At 49.9% G+C, this 17,765-nt stretch carries 12 protein-coding genes; 9 read left to right on the top strand and 3 right to left on the bottom strand.

The genetic code is table 11. From position 1 onward, the window contains the following. Positions 1–8 precede the first annotated feature (8 nt). The 3 genes from ACMGDE_RS03625 to ACMGDE_RS03615 all read right to left on the bottom strand — a co-directional run bounded on the left by ACMGDE_RS03625 (position 9) and on the right by ACMGDE_RS03615 (position 2,057). Positions 9–329, bottom strand: a complete 321-nt coding sequence (locus ACMGDE_RS03625) for a hypothetical protein (RefSeq protein ID WP_436831393.1) — start codon at positions 327–329, stop codon at positions 9–11. Then, positions 326–1,309 (bottom strand): hypothetical protein, encoded by a 984-nt coding sequence (locus ACMGDE_RS03620; RefSeq protein WP_436831392.1) that lies wholly within the window; start codon positions 1,307–1,309, stop codon positions 326–328. The genes ACMGDE_RS03625 and ACMGDE_RS03620 overlap by 4 nt, the downstream gene beginning before the upstream one ends. Before the next feature lie 484 nt (positions 1,310–1,793). After that, positions 1,794–2,057, bottom strand: a complete 264-nt coding sequence (locus ACMGDE_RS03615) for a hypothetical protein (protein WP_436831391.1) — start codon at positions 2,055–2,057, stop codon at positions 1,794–1,796. A 161-nt stretch (positions 2,058–2,218) separates the two neighbouring features. Between ACMGDE_RS03615 and ACMGDE_RS03610 the strand changes: the two genes are divergently transcribed. The 9 genes from ACMGDE_RS03610 to ACMGDE_RS03570 all read left to right on the top strand — a co-directional run bounded on the left by ACMGDE_RS03610 (position 2,219) and on the right by ACMGDE_RS03570 (position 17,756). After that, positions 2,219–3,607, top strand: a complete 1,389-nt coding sequence (locus tag ACMGDE_RS03610) for a sensor histidine kinase (RefSeq protein ID WP_436831390.1) — start codon at positions 2,219–2,221, stop codon at positions 3,605–3,607. Positions 3,608–4,064: 457 nt separating this feature from the next. Beyond that, a complete protein-coding gene (locus tag ACMGDE_RS03605) occupies positions 4,065–7,334 on the top strand; it encodes a SusC/RagA family TonB-linked outer membrane protein (RefSeq protein WP_436831389.1) in 3,270 nt (1,089 codons plus the stop codon). Positions 7,335–7,347: 13 nt separating this feature from the next. Continuing rightward, positions 7,348–9,069, top strand: coding sequence for a RagB/SusD family nutrient uptake outer membrane protein (locus ACMGDE_RS03600; RefSeq protein WP_436831388.1), 1,722 nt, complete (start codon positions 7,348–7,350; stop codon positions 9,067–9,069). 65 nt (positions 9,070–9,134) lie between these two features. Beyond that, on the top strand, positions 9,135–10,349 hold the full coding sequence (locus tag ACMGDE_RS03595; protein WP_436831387.1) for an exo-beta-N-acetylmuramidase NamZ family protein: 1,215 nt from the start codon (positions 9,135–9,137) through the stop codon (positions 10,347–10,349). A gap of 24 nt (positions 10,350–10,373) precedes the next feature. After that, positions 10,374–13,967 carry a glycoside hydrolase family 9 protein gene (locus ACMGDE_RS03590; protein ID WP_436831386.1) on the top strand — a complete coding sequence of 1,198 codons (3,594 nt, stop codon included), beginning with the start codon at positions 10,374–10,376 and terminating at the stop codon, positions 13,965–13,967. Further along, positions 13,967–14,668 (top strand): polysaccharide deacetylase family protein, encoded by a 702-nt coding sequence (locus tag ACMGDE_RS03585; RefSeq protein ID WP_436831385.1) that lies wholly within the window; start codon positions 13,967–13,969, stop codon positions 14,666–14,668. The genes ACMGDE_RS03590 and ACMGDE_RS03585 overlap by 1 nt, the downstream gene beginning before the upstream one ends. Positions 14,669–14,770: 102 nt before the next feature. Beyond that, positions 14,771–15,586, top strand: a complete 816-nt coding sequence (murQ, locus tag ACMGDE_RS03580) for an N-acetylmuramic acid 6-phosphate etherase (RefSeq protein WP_436831384.1) — start codon at positions 14,771–14,773, stop codon at positions 15,584–15,586. A 12-nt stretch (positions 15,587–15,598) separates the two neighbouring features. Next, positions 15,599–17,083, top strand: a complete 1,485-nt coding sequence (locus ACMGDE_RS03575; RefSeq protein WP_436831383.1) for a sodium:solute symporter — start codon at positions 15,599–15,601, stop codon at positions 17,081–17,083. A gap of 34 nt (positions 17,084–17,117) precedes the next feature. Further along, positions 17,118–17,756 carry a DUF1684 domain-containing protein gene (locus ACMGDE_RS03570; protein ID WP_436831382.1) on the top strand — a complete coding sequence of 213 codons (639 nt, stop codon included), beginning with the start codon at positions 17,118–17,120 and terminating at the stop codon, positions 17,754–17,756. The last annotated feature ends 9 nt before the right edge of the window (positions 17,757–17,765 follow it).

The following is a 17,765-nucleotide window of genomic DNA, read 5'->3' as shown; positions in this document are numbered from 1 at the left end:
GGCATTGGTTATTCAAAGCCATTTCCATATAGCTTTTTAAAATCAGATAATTTATTCATTACGGTTACCGACCAATCATAGATCGCTTTATGCATCATCCCCGAAGAATCTTCAAAGTCATTAGGTGCAATATATTTAAAATCTCCGTTATCGGTGATTACCCTGTGATTTAATAGTATGCTGTCGCCGTTGGTCTTTTTTGGAAATGAAATTTCAAATTCATATGGCTCAGCATCGGATATCACCCTCATTTGAGCTTTTATTCGATCTGGCTTGGAGGGTAAAAATCTTTCTTGATGATTGTATAATAAGTCCTCGTTGTACCTCATGATTTTTTTTGAATCGGGGATTTGTTTACATGGTTGTGTTTACGAATCTTAGGGTTCTCTGTTTTTTCTTCCGCATCATTTTCGCCCGGAGAAATTTGCTTTACACCTTCCTTGATGGATCGTATTTTATCCAAAGAAGGAAATTCAACCAAGTTTTTATCATTCTGAGTAGCGCTGGGGATGGTACTTTGAATAATCATTCCTTTCTCATAGAGATTGGCAAAAGTTTCTGTAGAGGTTTTTATAACGTTTAATATATCATTGCTCTTTTTTTGATCGAAATATTTATTTTGAAGTTGTTTAGTTTGTTCATTCAAGTACTGATCAACAGATTCTCGCGTTAATTTAGAGATAGCATCCAACATTTCAGTGTTTGCCTTTATCTGTTTTGCATACTCCATATGTTTATCTGATTCGCTTTTTTTCATTCTGATGTTCAAAGCCAAATTCGCTAAGTCGGCCAAGAATTGTGTAGCTAAACGAACTCCCAATCCGATTACGAGCCAGGTGGAGCCCGGTTCCAATTTATTTATGCTAACAGAGGTATCCAGTTTGCTATTTTTTAGCGGGATTTCAATTGCTAATTTTAAGTCCCCCGAAAGTTTTTGGAGATCCTCAAAGGTTTGGAATGGGGGCAATTTTATTCTAATATGATCTTCGTGCGAATCGGACGTTTCTCCTAATGAAATGATTGCATCTAACGCAAAATGCAACTTTTCCATTTGCCTATCAAGAGCACCTAGCTCTTGATCTGTAATATACAGTTCATCAGAATCGGTTTGGAAAATGGAAGACTTTGAAATCGGTTCAAGAGAGACGTCTAGTGCTGGTACTGCCGCCAGATCTTGAATTAGAAGTCTAAATTTTGTAAGGCCATTTAAATAATTCTTTTTGGCATTACCGGTATTTAAAATAGTCCGCTGAAATTCCAGCTTTGGCCGTATTTTCTTTAATAAATTAGCGATTTCGATTATATGCATGATAAAATTAATTTAGTTCTTGACTTGTCGGTTCGGCGGTTCCAAATGGGCCCCCCAATTGGTATCAATTAAGCCGGTTTTCAAACATTTCTTGATTCGGTTTAGTCTCTGTTTCGGTTAAGTTTGACACACAATTGCGGAGCCAAAATGATATGGATATCTCATTGCCTCCGTTTTAATCCGATTCTTCGTCTATAGCACCAGCCAACATTTTGATCTCTTCGAAATCTTTATCCAAGATATCCGTAATCGCTCAAACCAAAAATTATCCCCTTATTTCAGGCCCAGGTCGCGTCCGTTTTTGTTAAAGGTAAGCAGTTGGTTTATAAAATCCAAGTACTTGGGATTGTCAAACACAATACACGCCGTCGCTCTGCGTTTATTTGTATAGGTTTAGGTTGATAGAAAAGTCCGGCAATCCCAAAAGGCCGGGCTTTTCGCTTTTGTAAAATCCTTTCAATGGTCGCTTTCTCTACTTTACCAGCTAGATATCGGATTTAGGTTTCTTTTTTGCCAGCGGCTCATGATAACGCAGCTGCGTATCCAGCTTCGAGCGCACCAGCGGTCCACCCGCCCGTGTAAGCACCGCGAGGCTTTTATCCAGATCGGCAATGGAAAACGAGCCAACAGACAGCTCGCGCCGAAGCTCCAGATAAACCGTCAGCGCCAGCCTGGGCTCGGAGAAATAACCGGCGGCTACCCTGTCTTCCAAAAACGCCTGTACCACTTCATTCACCTTGCGCCGCATACCCGTCACGAAGGCTTTTTGACTATGGGGCTACTATGACAGAAATGTGGACTTGGATTCATGGAAATTAGATTGTTTTCAACTAAGTTTGCAATTCGGTGTACACAAATTGAAAATTGCTATTGAAAGGCAGACACTCCCGGTCATTTTTTGAGTTGCTAATGAGGACAAGCTGGCAGGCACTGGTGGGGAAACCGGGTGAATTGCCGCACGAAAACCGCAGCTTCAATGTCGTATCGCTGTACACGATCGCGCTGCTGGCGGTATTGATCCCGCTGGACATTTACCTAGGCCTATGGGAAATCTTGGTCGCGCTGGTCGTGACCGAGGTCATGTTGATCACGATGTTCAGTCTATCGCGCTACCGGGGCCTGCATCGTATGGGCTTGCATGTATACGCCATCTATAGTTATTTCCTGATCATCTTCACCTACCTGTATAACGGCGGCAGTGCGGGGCCTGCGCTTTACTTTTTCCTGCTTACCTATCAGCTCTTGATCGCATTCACCAGTATACGGCTGCAATGGGTCTGGACGGTACTGCATATCCTGCTACCGGCGGGTCTGCTGCTGATTGAATACTTCCACCCGGCGGTAGTGGTTGCTGAATACGACGCTAGAAGCGCGCGTTTTTTTGACCTGATGACATCCTTTCCGATTGTCGTCGTCTGCATCTTTGCTGCAACGAGCTACCTCCGGAAAGGGTACGAGCGCGAACGGGCGGCGGCCGAGGCCCACGCGAAGCAAATCGAAAGTCAAAACGAGCGGATCCGGTCCCAGAACCAATTATTGACCGAAGCCAATCGCGAAAAGATCGAATTGATATCCATTCTGGGCCATGACCTGCGGAATCCGCTGAACGCCATTACCGGCACGCTCGAAATCCTCGCAACGGAAGACCTGCCCCTTGATGTACGGAAAAAACTCAAAGATGATTTATTGATTGCAGCCCGCAATACATCCGACTTGCTCAATAATATGCTTGCTTGGGTATCCGGGCAGATCAAGGGCATCAACCCGGTACTCACGTGGGTAGCGCCCGGGATGGTGATGGAGCGGGTATTGGCGGTGCAGGCGTTCATCGCCGAGAAGAAGGGAATAACTATCCAGCTAAACGTCGAGGAGGGAATCAACGTGCTTTCGGATGCCGAAATGCTGGAAGTGATCATCCGCAACCTCGTAAACAATGCCCTGAAGTTTACTCCCCAAAACGGTACGGTATCCCTGTCGCTGATGGAGGATATCGCAAACAAACAGTGCACGATTGCTGTGCGCGATGATGGTGTAGGCATGACCGATGAAGACGTAAAGCAGGCGTTCAATGGCCATATCCAATCGACTTACGGCACCGAAAGCGAAAAGGGGATTGGATTAGGCCTCTTTCTGTGCCGTGAGCTCGCGCTCCGGTTAAATGGACGTATCTGGGCGGAAAGCGAACTGGGCCGAGGCTCGGTTTTTTTTCTCGCCTTGCCATTATATGACAACGGCAAACAGGGGGATGCGGCCGCTCCGATCCTACCCGAAAGGGATGTAGCCCACGCGTCGGGTTAGATGTGCCGATCATACTCAAGCGGGATCTTCACCGACTGCTCCTTTAGACCGTAGTTTCCAATGACCACGCCATTCAAGATCAGCCATCCCGCATCCACCGCCGTACGTCACCACCACTCTCGAATATTATCATAGTTATGCGTTTTTATGTCGAATAACAGCGGCATAAGTTAACTTATTGTGTCTTTTTGCTCAATTTTGTGAATGAATAAAAAAAAACATGCAAGAACATGCATAATTTCAAAAATAGTTTCTATACTTGTGTGACCAATTGAAAAGCGAATATGCGAAGCGGCGAGGTTTCATTTGGGTAACTAAACGATCAATCGACACTGAAACTAAATCTGATTTAGCGTAAGTAGAAATATCAAAAGCATATAATTAACTAACACACAACGTTCTTAAACTAATATCACATAATCAACATATTTTCACCTAATTGTTAACTAAATCAAGTATGAAACGAACACTACTTTTGCTATGCATGGGGCTGCTTTTCGTCTCCCCCTATGTGATGGCACAACAAAAGACTGTTTCGGGGACAGTGACCGCAGCCGAAGACCAATCGGCTTTGGTCGGTGCCACCGTACGGGTGAAGGAAACAGGGGCGACCACCAGCACCGACGATAATGGTCGTTATGCTATTGCTGCTGGAGAAGGACAGACCTTGGTTTTTACCTACATCGGCGCACAACCTGTGGAACGAACGGTCAGCCAAAGTACAGTTGTCGATGTGAGCCTAGTTTCAAGCAATCCGCTCGATGAGGTGGTCGTCGTAGGTTATGGAACTCAGCAACGTGCTAACCTAACAGGAGCTGTCGCGACGATTGATGTGGAAAAAACCATTGGACAACGGCCGGTGGCGGATTTGGCCAGGGGGTTACAGGGAGCTTCTCCGGGTTTGACAATAACGACCGCCAGTGGCGATTTGGGCCGAGATGCAAATATCCGGCTACGTGGTATGACCGGTTCGCTCAATGCGGCAGGAGCAAAACCGCTTATTTTGTTGGACAACGTGGAAATTCAAAGCTTGCAGTTGGTCAACCCAGATGATGTTGAGTCCATTTCTGTGCTTAAAGATGCTGCGTCTACCTCTATCTACGGGACAAGGGGTGCTTGGGGTGTTATTCTGATTACGACAAAATCAGGTAAGAAAGGAGCACCAAGTAAGATTTCCTACAGTAACAACCTCGCATGGCAAACGCCGACCCAAACACCTGAAATTGCAGGGGGTGTGGAAGGTACGGAAATGATACTTGATGCGTTGAGGCGGACGGCAAATAATCCTGACATATCTCAGTTTTCCATGCTGGGTATGTCCTTCGACGAAGTTGGTCTGCAAAAAATCCGTGAATGGGTAGATCAGTATGGCGATGGAACTGGACTAGGCGATGAAATGGTAATGGGTCGTGATTTTGAAATCCGGGATAATAAATTGTTTTTTTATCGGCCATGGGATGTGAACGAGCGGTATATGAAAACCTGGACACCGCAGCAACGGCACAACCTTTCCTTTTCTGGAGGAGGTGAAAAAACAAGCTATAATTTCGGTTTGGGCTATCAAGGGCAAGATGGCGTGCTCAAGGTGAAGCCTGATAAATTTGATCGGTATAACCTTTCTTTGGGGGTTAATTCGGCAATAAATGACTGGATTGACGCTAGGGGTAAAGTCATTTTCTCTAACACGGTAACCGAGACCCCTTTTAGTTTTTCTAATGCGACGTACGGCCCTTGGTATTATCTGTACCGTTGGCCTGCTGTATATCCTTATGGTACCTACGAGGGCAAGCCATTTCGGAGTGCACTGACAGAAACGGAACAGGCACAGATGGATTCCGACAAAAAGCAATATACCCGGGTATCCGGAGGAGTTACCTTGCGGCCGATATCCGATTTGACGATTGATTTTGATTATACGTATTCCAGCTTAAACCAGCACATTCGCTCTGTCGGCGGTGGGACTTCTGGAATTGACTTTTGGGCAGGTACATTGAATTATTTGGAAAATTATCAATCGGCTTCCTATGACCGGGTTCAGTATAATTCCAATTGGGATGAAATCAATACGGGTAAGATGTTTATCACCTACGGAAAGAAGGTGAATGATCATGACTTCAAGCTACTCGCTGGAGGAGACCTGGAATTGTTTGAATATAATGGTCAGATGTCCCATCGAAAGGAAATGTTTGATCCCCAGCTCGGAGAAATTTCACTCGCTACCGGGGAGCAACTTGTTGGTGGATACCGGAGACATTGGTCAACATTAGGGTTCTTCGGTAGGATTAACTACGCTTATAAGAATAAGTATTTATTGGAGTTTAATGGAAGGTATGATGGTTCTTCGCGCTTTCCGCTCAATCAAAAATGGGGCTTTTTCCCCTCTATGTCGGCCGGCTATGTGCTTACCGAGGAGGAGTTTATGCAACCCATATCAAAAGCCTTATCCTTCTTGAAAGTAAGGGCATCTTGGGGAAGCGTGGGTAATCAGGATGTGGTGAGAAGTGGAAATAGCAATGTGGTACTGTATCCGTTCATACCGATTATGGATACCCAAAACTCCGGATGGTGGATAGGTGATGAAAATAAATTGACCATCGGAACTCCGGCGCCGGTTTCCTCCAACCTGACCTGGGAAACAGTAACTACGTTGGATGTGGGGTTAGATGCGCGTTTCATAGGTAACAGCTTAGGTCTTACTTTTGACTGGTATGACCGCACTACCAGCAATATGCTGAGTCCCGGCATTACACTTCCTTCTTCATTCGGCGCGGGTGCTCCTCGGCGGAATTACGGTGAATTGCAAACACGTGGATGGGAATTGGCCATCGATTGGAATCATCAATTTGACAACGGCCTGCAATTGAACGCGATGGGAATGTTGTCTGATTTCCAGGAAAAGATCACGAAATTTGCCAATACAACCCAAAATGTCAATTCCAATTATGAAGGGAAGATTCTGGGCGAGATTTGGGGATTACAGACTGATCGACTTTTTACGGAAGGTGATTTTTCAGGGCAGAATGAGCTTGGACGCTGGATACTCAATGACGGCATTGCAACTCAGGGCCCGCTGATTTCGGCGGAGGATGCTGCTTGGTCTTGGTTTCAGTATGGACCGGGTGATGTTAAGTATACAGACTTAAATGGGGATGGCGTAATTGACTACGGTTCTTCTACGCTTGATGATCACGGAGATCTTGAAGTAATTGGTAATTCTACACCCAGGTGGCAATACGGTTTTCGACTAGGAGCATCGTGGAAAGGTTTTGACTTCGATGCCTTCTTACAAGGTGTCGGGAAACGAGACTTCTGGGCTTCAGGCCCCATATTCATTCCGGGTTATCGTACGGAGGCATTCTATGCCCATCAAACCGATTATTGGACTCCGGAAAATCCTGATGCGTTTTATCCACGTATCTCGCAGACCAACCAACGGAATGATGCATTCAATTTCAGGACACAATCGAGATACTTGCTGGATCTGTCGTATCTTCGGATGAAAAACATCACATTGGGTTATTCACTTCCGCAGCAGCTCATTTCCCGGGCTAAAATGAGTCAAGTTCGTATTTATTTCAGCGGCGAGAACTTATTTGAGTTTTCGAACGTGGGCATGCCAATTGATCCGGAGATCGACTATACCCCCGAACAAACAGACCTAACGTCATTTGGGCGCGTTTATCCTTATCGGAGAACACTGTCTTTTGGAATCCAGGTAACGTTATAATCAAGAAAAAGTCATGAATAAGAAAATATATATTATCTCGACAATGGTGCTTTCCCTGATGGTATTGGGAAGTTGCAAGGATGATTTTCTCGATAAACTACCCCTTGATGGGTTGACAGACGAGACCTATTGGACGAATGAAAATAATGTGCGGACATTTACGTGGAGTTTTTATACTACCGTTTTTCCCGGTTATTCTGCCGGATATGATTTAGGTTGGGGAGGCTACTTCTCGGGGCAGTCGCTGAATGATGATTTTGCACCGGGTAATCCGTCTACATTTACTTCGGTGGTGCCTGCTTCCGGTGGGGGGTGGTCCTTCACGCAAGTGAGGAAAATAAACTTGTATATTGATCGTATCCAGCGGGTACCAATGGATGAAGAAGCCATTAATCATTGGACGGGAGTGGGACGTTTTCTCCGTGGCTTAGAATATGCCAATTTGGTGAAATCTTTTGGCGATGTGCCTTGGTATGACCAAGTGCTAGAAGAGGATTCTCCTGAACTGTATCGTCCTCGTGATCCGCGCACAACGGTGATGGATAATGTGTTGGCAGATTTTCAGTTTGCCGCGGAAAACGTGCGCGTAGCGGACGAAGAGACCGGACCAAAGGGATTAATTATCAACAGGGATGTTGTGCTGGCCTTTATGTCTCGGGTTTTCCTCTTTGAAGGCACATTTCTCAAGTATCATGATATCGATCAAGCGAAAGCACAAACCTACTTAGAGGCTGCAAAATGGGCAGCATCGGAGGTGATGAACAGCGGATACGCATTGGGACCAAATTACCGGGCATTGTTTACCTCGGAAGACTTGGCCGGTAATCCTGAGATCATTATGTATCGGCAGTATAATACGGCACAAGTCATGCATAGTTTAATGAGCTATGTCAATAGAGAGCCGCAAACCGGAGTTTCCAAAGATCTTATGGAGAGCTACCTCATGGACGACGGGTTGCCTATATCGATATCCCCTGCTTACGCTGGAGACAAATCGATTGAAGACGTGATGGCAGATAGGGATCCCAGGATGCATGAGACATTTGCACCTGAATTGCGGCTCAACGGCGATCCGGATCTTCCTTATCCGAATTATTCCACAAGTGGTTATGTCGTTCATAAATTCCTCAACGAGGAATTAAAGGATGCCCCTGCTGGATTGCAAAATCAAAATATAACGGACGCACCGATTATACGCTATGGCGAAGTGCTGTTGAACTATGCTGAGGCTGCTGCAGAGTTGGGTACATTGACGCAACAGGATTTGGATATATCAATCAATGTGTTGCGCAAACGTAATGGAATCGATATGCCCGACTTGCAGGTTGTTGGTGGCATGCCGGCCATTGACGGAGTGGCGTACACCGATCCGGATAAAGATTCGGAGGTTTCCTCATTGTTATGGGAAATCAGAAGGGAACGTAGAATTGAGCTGACAATGGAGGGTTTTCGATTTGATGATTTGGCGAGGTGGAAGAAACTGGAATATACCGATAATCCTTCGCGTCCGGATATCAATCGGGGAGCGTGGATAAATAAGGCAGATTACTCATCTTCGCTGCCAAATGTGGTTATCGAGGGCGGTGGTACCGAAGGATACATCCGTCCAGCAGCACCTCAGGCCTATCGGGTGTTTGATAATGACCGGGTGTACTTGGATCCAATACCGCTCGATCAGATTAAATTGTATCAGGATCAAGGTATTGAATTGATACAAAATCCGGGATGGGAATAGCACCTCCAATAACGTCAAGGTATGATAATTTCGAATGGGGTACCTCGGTGTTAAAAAGAAAACTCATGAAAACTATTATTTCTGTAATTAGTGTAATCGGGCTTTTAACGGCGGCATTGTCATGTGGTCAAGCCTCCAGTCGGAAAGCAACGCTTACGGACAATGTTGACTCAGCAGTTATACTTCCCGGCGCCGACCAACTCGACCGATACCTTCCCTTGTTGGTAGGCAAGAAAGTGGGCTTGATGGGTAACCAAACCTCCGTGGTGGGCGACCGTCACCTGGTGGATGTCTTGTTGGAGGAAGGGGTTGATCTGAAATTCGCCTTCGCTCCGGAGCATGGCTTCCGGGGCGATATCGAGCGCGGTGAGAAAGTGGATAATACAACGGATGCGAAAACCGGCCTGCCGCTGCATACCTTGTATGGCGAGAACGAAAAGGCCGATTCCATCGTGGGCTCTGTGGATGTGATGATTTTCGACCTACAGGATGTGGGCGCGCGGTTTTATACCTATGTGGCTTCCATGCACCGGGTGATGCAGCTTTGTGCAAACCAAGGCAAGAAGATCATTGTGTTGGATAGACCAAACCCGAATGGCGACCAGGTGGATGGTCCAGTGCGGAAAGACGATAAGTTTAAAGCGAACATCAGCTACCACAAAATCGCCATGATTCACGGGCTTACTGTCGGTGAGCTGGCGCTGATGATCAATGGCGAGGGCTGGCTTGATGGTGGAAAACCGTGTGACTTGGAGGTGGTCCCGGTGGCAAATTGGGACCACAGCACGCCCTATGAGCTGCCGGTGATTCCTTCGCCCAGCTTGCCGAACTATACATCGGTAAGGCTGTATATGTCGCTTTGCTTGTTCGAAGGAACCGATTTTAGCATTGGTCGCGGCACGGACTGGCCTTTCCAAGTGGTGGGCTACCCCGATCCGGTATTTGGCGAGTTTACCTTCACGCCCGGTACGCGCCCAGGCATGGCTGCGCATGTGGAGCAACAGGGTAATTTGTGCTATGGAGTTGACCTGCGTAAGGTGGACGCTGCCAAGGAAAAGTTTACGCTGAAATACTTGCTCGATTTTTACGAAAAGGCACCTTTCAAGGACAAATTCTTCGCCCGTCCGGAGTTTTTCGACAAGCTCGCCGGTACGGACCAGTTGCGGAAACAGATCCTCGCCGGACAGACGGAGGACGAGATCAGGGCATCTTGGGCTGCCGAGTTGACCGCCTACAAGGCAATGAGAAAAAAATATTTGCTTTACGAAGATTTTGAATAATGCTTTAAACGGGTTGAGTGCGGTATGGTAAAACGCTATATGCTGACATGGGTACTGTGGCTGGTGACGTTTTGCGGCGTTTGCCAGCCCTTCCAATTCGCCCATGTGACGGATACGCATGTGGGGGGTGCCACGGGTGAGGAGGACCTGCGGCGCACGGTAGCGGATATCAACGCCAATCCCAATTTGGATTTCGTGATCCTATCCGGCGATGTCACGGAGTTTGGCTCAGACGAAGAACTGGCCTTAGCGAAGCGGATGTTGGATAGTTTGCGCATCCCTTGGTATGTCATCCCGGGTAATCACGACACAAATTGGTCGGAGAGCGGGGGCAACAGCTTCCGCAAGGTATTTGGCGGGGAGACGTTTGCATTTGAACATAAGGGCTTTTTTTTCGTGGGCACCAATTCGGGTCCGAATATGCGGATGAGCCCTGGACAGGTGCCCCGCGAAAACCTGGTATGGATGGATTCGCTGTTTGCGGCGCATCCTGATCAGGATATGCCGCTGATCTATATCAATCATTATCCGCAGGATTCGTCGCTCAACAACTGGTTCGAGGCGCTCGACCGGGTGAAGACCCGCAACGTGCAGCTCTTTTTCTGCGGGCACGGTCATCAGAATAAGCAATATGACTTTGAGGGCATTCCCAGCATCATGGGCCGCTCGAACCTGCGAGCGAAGGATTCCGTAGGGGGGTATAACATCGTGACGATTGCTGACGGACAGGCAACTTATCAAGAGCGCAACCCCGGCGTGGGGACTAAGCAGCCTTGGGCGATCATCCCGTTGCAGGATCATGATTTTGCCGCGGAGCGCAAACTGTACCACCGGCCGGACTATGCGGTGAATACGCGGTTTGCCGGAGTGCGGGAAGCATGGGCCTTTCAGGATGAAAGCGATATCGGCGCGGGATTATCAGCCTATAAGGAGTTGGTGATCACGGCGAACACGGCGGGGCAGGTGTATGCGCTGGATGCCCGTACCGGACGGAAAGCGTGGAGCTTCCAGACGGGGGGCAAGGTGTATGCTACTCCGGTTGTCTGGAAGAATTTCGTCGTGGTGGGATCGTCCGATCATTTTATTTATTGCCTGCACGCCAAGACGGGTAAGCTGCTGTGGAAACACGCTGCTGAAAAGGCGGTGTTGGGATCGCCCTTGGTGCACCATGGTGTGGCTTACATCGGGGCCTCTGACGGGAAATTCCGGGCGTTTGATATCCGGTCGGGCCGGTTGCGCTGGTCGTTTGACCAGGTGAAGGGCTATGTATCGGGTAAGCCGCTGTGGTATGACAATACGCTGTACTTCGGCTCTTGGGGGAATGGGTTCTATGCACTCGATCCGGTAACCGGCCGGTTGAAATGGGAATGGTCTAATGGGTCTGCCAGCCGGATGCTGTCGCCCGCGGCGTGCTACCCCGTCGGGGTCAACGGACGGGTGTTCATCGTAGCGCCGGATCGGTACATGACGGCGCTGGATGCGGCTAGCGGTGCGGAGATCTGGCGCAAAAAGATAGACAGCATACGGGTGCGGGAATCCATGGGACTATCCGAGGATGGACGCTTGGTATATGTGAAGACGATGGATGGACAGGTGCTGGGGGTGTCGACTACCGCGGATACCATGCAGATCGACTGGCGGTCGACGCTGCAGCTGCCATATGAACTCACGCCTTCAGCTATTTCGGCCAAGGACGGATTGGTATTCATCCCGAGCCATTCGGGATTGGTGAGCGGCCTCAATGCTTCAAGCGGCGAGGTGGCCTGGCAGTATAAATTGTCTAACGGGATGGTGAATCCCATGCTGGTGCTGGACGGGAAACGATTAGTGGCCAGCACGATGGACGGTAAGGTGGTGTGCCTGGAATATGGTCTTGAAGAACGGCGGGCTTGGATACGCATCAACCAACTGGGGTATCTGCCGCAGGGTAGCAAGGTGGCGGTATTGGGCAGTAAGGGGGCGCAGCGGGTATCCAGGTTTGCATTGGTATCGGCGCAAACCGGGGAGCCAGTATTCAAGGGCAAGGCGGGCAAGGATTTCGGCGCTTATGGTCCGTTTGCTTCTTCCTATCGGCTGGATTTTTCGGCTTATGCGGATACAGGTACGTATTACCTGGAGGTGGATGGCGCGCGTTCGCCTCAATTCCGCGTCGCAGCCGAGGTATATGATGGGGCGGCGGATTTCGCGTTGCGGTACATGCGCCAGCAACGTACGCTGTTTAACCCCTTTTTGAAAGACAGTTGCCATACGCATGATGGTTTTACGGTATATGCCGCGGAGGCCGGTCTGCCGGACAGTACACGGATCGATGTGGGGGGCGGATGGCACGATGCCTCGGATTACCTGCAATATGCGACGACTTCGGCGAATGCGACGTACCACCTGCTGGCGGCATACCGGGATTTCCCCGGAGCGTTTGGGGATCGTCAGCAGGCGAATGGACTGGACGGGAGCAATGGGCTGGCGGATGTGGTGGATGAAGCGAAGTGGGGCTTGGATTGGCTGCTGAAGATGCATCCGGAACCGCAGCTGCTGTTTAACCAGATCGCCGACGACCGCGATCATGCCAGCATGCGCCTGCCTGCCGAAGATGATTTCTATGGAAGGGGCCATGAGCGACCGGTATATTTTGTGAGCGGTGAGCCGCAGCAACGGGGCAAGTTTATGAACAACACGACAGGTACGAGCTCTACGGCGGCGAAATTTACCAGTGCCTTTACCCTGGGCAGTCAGGTGTTTGAAATGCTGGAGGCTTCCTACGCGCGCAAGATGCGCGAAAAGGCGGCGACGGCATATGCCTTTGCCCAGCGGAAACCGGGCGTCACGCAGACCGCCTCGGTGAAGTCGCCTTATATCTATGCAGAAGACAATTGGGTGGATGATATGGAGCTGGCGGCGGCTACGCAGGGTAGCGTAAACGGGGATGCTGCATTTTTGCGGGAAGGCCTGGGCTATGCGCGGCAGGAACAGGTGACGCCCTGGATGGAGCGGGATACCGCGGCGCATTACCAATGGTATCCGTTTATCAACCTGGGCCACTATGAACTGGCCAAGCAGCTCGACTCCGCTGGCCGGGAGGAGATCATCTCGTATTACCGCAAGGGTATTGAGCAGGTGTGGGCGAGAGCGGAGCAGAATGCGTTTTTCAGAGGCGTGCCCTTTATTTGGTGCAGCAATAACCTCACCACGTCGTTTGCCATCCAATGCCTGTGGTATCGGGAACTGACGGGGGATGAAACGTATGCGCAGCTGGAGCAGGCCAATGTCGACTGGCTCTTTGGTTGCAATCCCTGGGGCACGAGCATGGTGTATGGTCTTCCGGCGTGGGGCGATACACCCAGGGATCCGCATTCGGCCTTTACGCATTTGGGGAACTTCCCGATTGACGGCGGATTGGTAGACGGACCGGTATACGGAAGCATATTCAATAGCTTGATCGGCATACAGCTGACCAAGGTGGATGCGCATGCGCCGTTTCAGTCGGATCTGGCGGTGTATCACGACGATTATGGCGACTATAGTACGAATGAGCCGACGATGGATGGCACGGCATCGTTGATCTATCTGTTGGCGGCGAAAGAACAGGAGTCTGTGGAGGCGGCTCAGCCAAAAAAGTAGTGCGCGATGCCTATGGGTGCCTGATCCGGGGGGATAGCACCCAACGGAAGCTGGCGCTGGTCTTTACGGCCGACGAATTTGGGGAGGGTGCTTCGTTTATATTAACGGCATTGCACCGTGAGGGGGTCAAGGCGTCCTTTTTTTTAACGGGGAATTACCTGCGTGAACCGGATAATCGCGCGGCGATCAAGCGGATGGTGGCCGATGGACACTATATTGGTCCGCATTCGGACAGGCACCTGCTGTATTGCGATTGGGCCAAGCGGGATAGCTTGCTGGTGAGCAAGGCGGATTTTGACCGGGATCTGGAGGCGAATTATGCCGAGATGGCCAAATGGGGTGTCAGGGAAGGAGAAGCGCGCTTCTTTATGCCGCCCTATGAGTGGTACAATCGCCGCATCGTGGAATGGGCAGCGGAGCGAGGTATACAGTTGGTCAATTTTACGCCCGGTGTGCGCACCGCAGCGGATTATACCTATCCGGAAATGGGCAAGCGGTATGCAGACGCACAGGGGCTTTATGAACAGGTGCTGGCGCATGAGGCTGAGCAGACAAACGGATTGAATGGTTTTATGTTATTAATACATTTGGGCACCGACCCAAGGCGGACGGATAAATTGTATCACAAGCTGCCGATGTTGATGAAGGAGTTGCAGGCGAGGGGATATGGGTTTGAACGGATAGATAAATTATTTCAGTAATTTGCGGCGGTTTTTACGCAAGATAATTTGACGATGACAGCTGGTCACAGAACACCGGTCACCAATCACTAAGAAATAAATTAAATACAATAAGAGAGCGAGATGACAAACACTACGGAGAAAGAATCGAATTACCAAGATTTGGACAAGATGTCTGTCGGTGGGATATTGGCGAATATCAACAAGGAGGACCAGACGGTTGCCTTGGCGGTGCAGCAGGCCATTCCGCAGATCGAACGCCTGGTAGCGGCGACGGTGGCTTCCATGAAAGAGGGCGGACGGCTGTTTTACATCGGCGCGGGCACCAGCGGCCGCTTAGGGATCTTGGATGCATCGGAGTGCCCACCTACATTCGGCGTGCCGTATGACTGGATTATCGGGATCATTGCCGGTGGTGATACCGCCATCCGCAAGGCCGTGGAGTTTGCCGAGGATGACGAGGAGCAGGCTTGGATCGATTTGCAGGAATATGGCATCAACAGCAAAGATGTGGTCATCGGTATAGCGGCATCGGGCGGCACGCCCTATGTACAGGGCGGGCTTCACAAGGCGAATGCCGCGGGACTGGTGACGGGCTGTATCGTGTGCAACTTCAATACGGTTATCGCTGCCGAATCTAAATATCCGATAGAGGTGATCGTAGGTCCCGAGTTTGTCACCGGATCGACGCGGATGAAGGCCGGGACGGCACAGAAGCTGGTATTGAACATGATCAGCACGACGGTGATGATCCAGCTGGGCCGGGTGAAAGGGAATAAGATGGTAGACATGCAGCTGACGAACAACAAACTGTTCAGCCGCGGCATCCGGATCATCATGGAGGAAACCGGAATCGATGCGCAAACGGCATCGGATTTATTGGAAAAGTACGGTAGTGTGCGCAAGGCGATCGAGCATTCCCGCGTGACGGATCATTAATCTCGAAGCGACATGACACCTGCTGTTCTCTTGCTCTTTCTCGTCGTTTATTTCTGTTTGCTGCTTAGTGTAGCGTATTTTACCTCGCGCAAGTCAGCAGACAATGCGACTTTCTTCGTGGCCAACCGGAGCGCCAAGTGGTATATGGTCGCCTTCGGGATGATCGGTACGGCACTGTCGGGTGTGACCTTCATATCGGTGCCGGGCGCGGTGGGCAATAGCGACTTCGGTTATTTCCAATTCATACTGGGCAATGCGGTTGGCTTTGTGATCATCGCCTATGTGTTGTTGCCCCTTTATTATCGGATGAACCTCACGTCCATCTATACCTACCTGGAGGAGCGGCTGGGGCACCGGAGTTATAAGACCGGGGCGATGATATTTCTGATATCACGCACGATCGGCTCCGCCTTTCGCCTATACCTCGTAGCCATCGTATTGCAGCGGTTTATCTTTGATGCATGGAACGTGCCCTTTGCCGTGACCATCATCATCTGTCTGCTGCTGATCTGGCTGTACACCAACAAAGGTGGACTGAAAACCATCATCATCACCGATATGATGCAGACGTTTTTTCTGGTGCTGGCCGTGGTCCTATCCATCTATTTCATGGCGGATAGCCTGGGGCTGGGGCTGATGGAAACGCTTGAAACGGTGAAGGAGAGCAGCTATTCCAAGTTGTTTTTTTGGGAGGATTTGCTGGGCAATAAGATGCATTTCTGGAAGCATTTCATCGGCGGTATCTTTGTGACCATCGGCATGACCGGCCTGGATCAGGACCTCATGCAGAAAAACCTGAGCATGAAAACCATCGGCGAAGCCCAGAAGAACATGCTGACGTTTACGGGCATCTTTGTGGTCATCAACCTGTTTTTTCTGGCCGTAGGCGCGCTGCTCTATATCTATGCGGAGCAGAAGGGGATCGACGTCGCCGGGTTGCCTACGCCCGATTATCTGTATCCAGAAATCGCGTTGCATCACCTGGCGATCGTGCCGGGCATTATTTTTATGATGGGGCTTACCGCGGCCACATTTGCCACCACGGATTCGGCGTTGACTGCCCTGACCACCTCTTTCTGCGTGGATTTCCTCAATTTCAATAAAAAGCTTGATCCCAACGATAGGGCGCTGGTGAAGACGCGCAACCGGGTGCATTTCGCATTTTCGATAGTCATGCTCCTGGTGATCTTGGTGTTTCGCGTGATCAACGATGATTCGGTGGTAAACGCTATTTTCACCGCCGCCAGCTACACGTATGGTCCGCTATTGGGCCTCTTCGCTTTCGGCATCCTCACCAAACGGCAGGTAACCGATCGGCTGGTGCCTTACATCTGCTTATTATCGCCGATCGTATGCTATGTGGTGAATACCTATGTGCTAGTACCCTACACGGCATACGTCATTGGCTTTGAATTGATCGTCTATAACGCGGCGCTCACGTGGCTGATGCTTTGGGCGACTTCGCGCGATATGGAACTACTGAAAGACCGGCAGTAGTTTGCATGTACCGCAAATTTAACTAAGTTTGCGTATGGTCTTTTCGTTACGCATCGCGCATTTATGCTTCATCTTATCGATCGTCGGCATTCCTCTCGGGATGGCGCAGACCTACCGCGATAACATCCTGGCGTTCCGGGAGGCCAAGGCCGCAAACTTTGCTGAAGATCCCGGAGCACCGCTGAGCGCGGCTGATACGGGGTACCTTCATTATTATGACCCGGACAGCACATACCGTGTGCAGGCGACTGTTGAGCTGCTGATCAATGAGCAGCCTTTCCGGATCCCGACATCTGACGGAACGAGTAAGGAATATGTGCGGTACGCCAAGGCCAGGTTCCGGTTCCATGGCGAACCTGTGGAATTGACGCTGTACCGGAGCGTGGCGTTGTTTGCCGACTCGGCTTACCGCAACCACCTGTTTTTGCCCTTTACCGATGGGACAAATGGCGAGGAGACCTACGGCGGCGGACGTTATATCGACCTGTCGACGGCCGATATCCGCAATGGGCAGCTCGTCATCGATTTCAATGATGCCTATAACCCGTACTGCGCGTACAGCAGCGGCTACCGCTGCCCGGTGCCGCCAGCGGAGAACAACCTGTCAATCGCCATCAGGGCGGGTGAACGGCGGTACACGGGTCCCCTAAAAGAACGGCCATCCAATCCCTGAAGCGTTGGC

It is taken from the genome of Parapedobacter brassicae (assembly GCF_051400755.1).
GTDB lineage: Bacteria > Bacteroidota > Bacteroidia > Sphingobacteriales > Sphingobacteriaceae > Parapedobacter.
The sequence above is the reverse complement of the archived record's forward strand: the minus strand, read 5'-3'. Positions and strand labels throughout refer to the sequence as shown.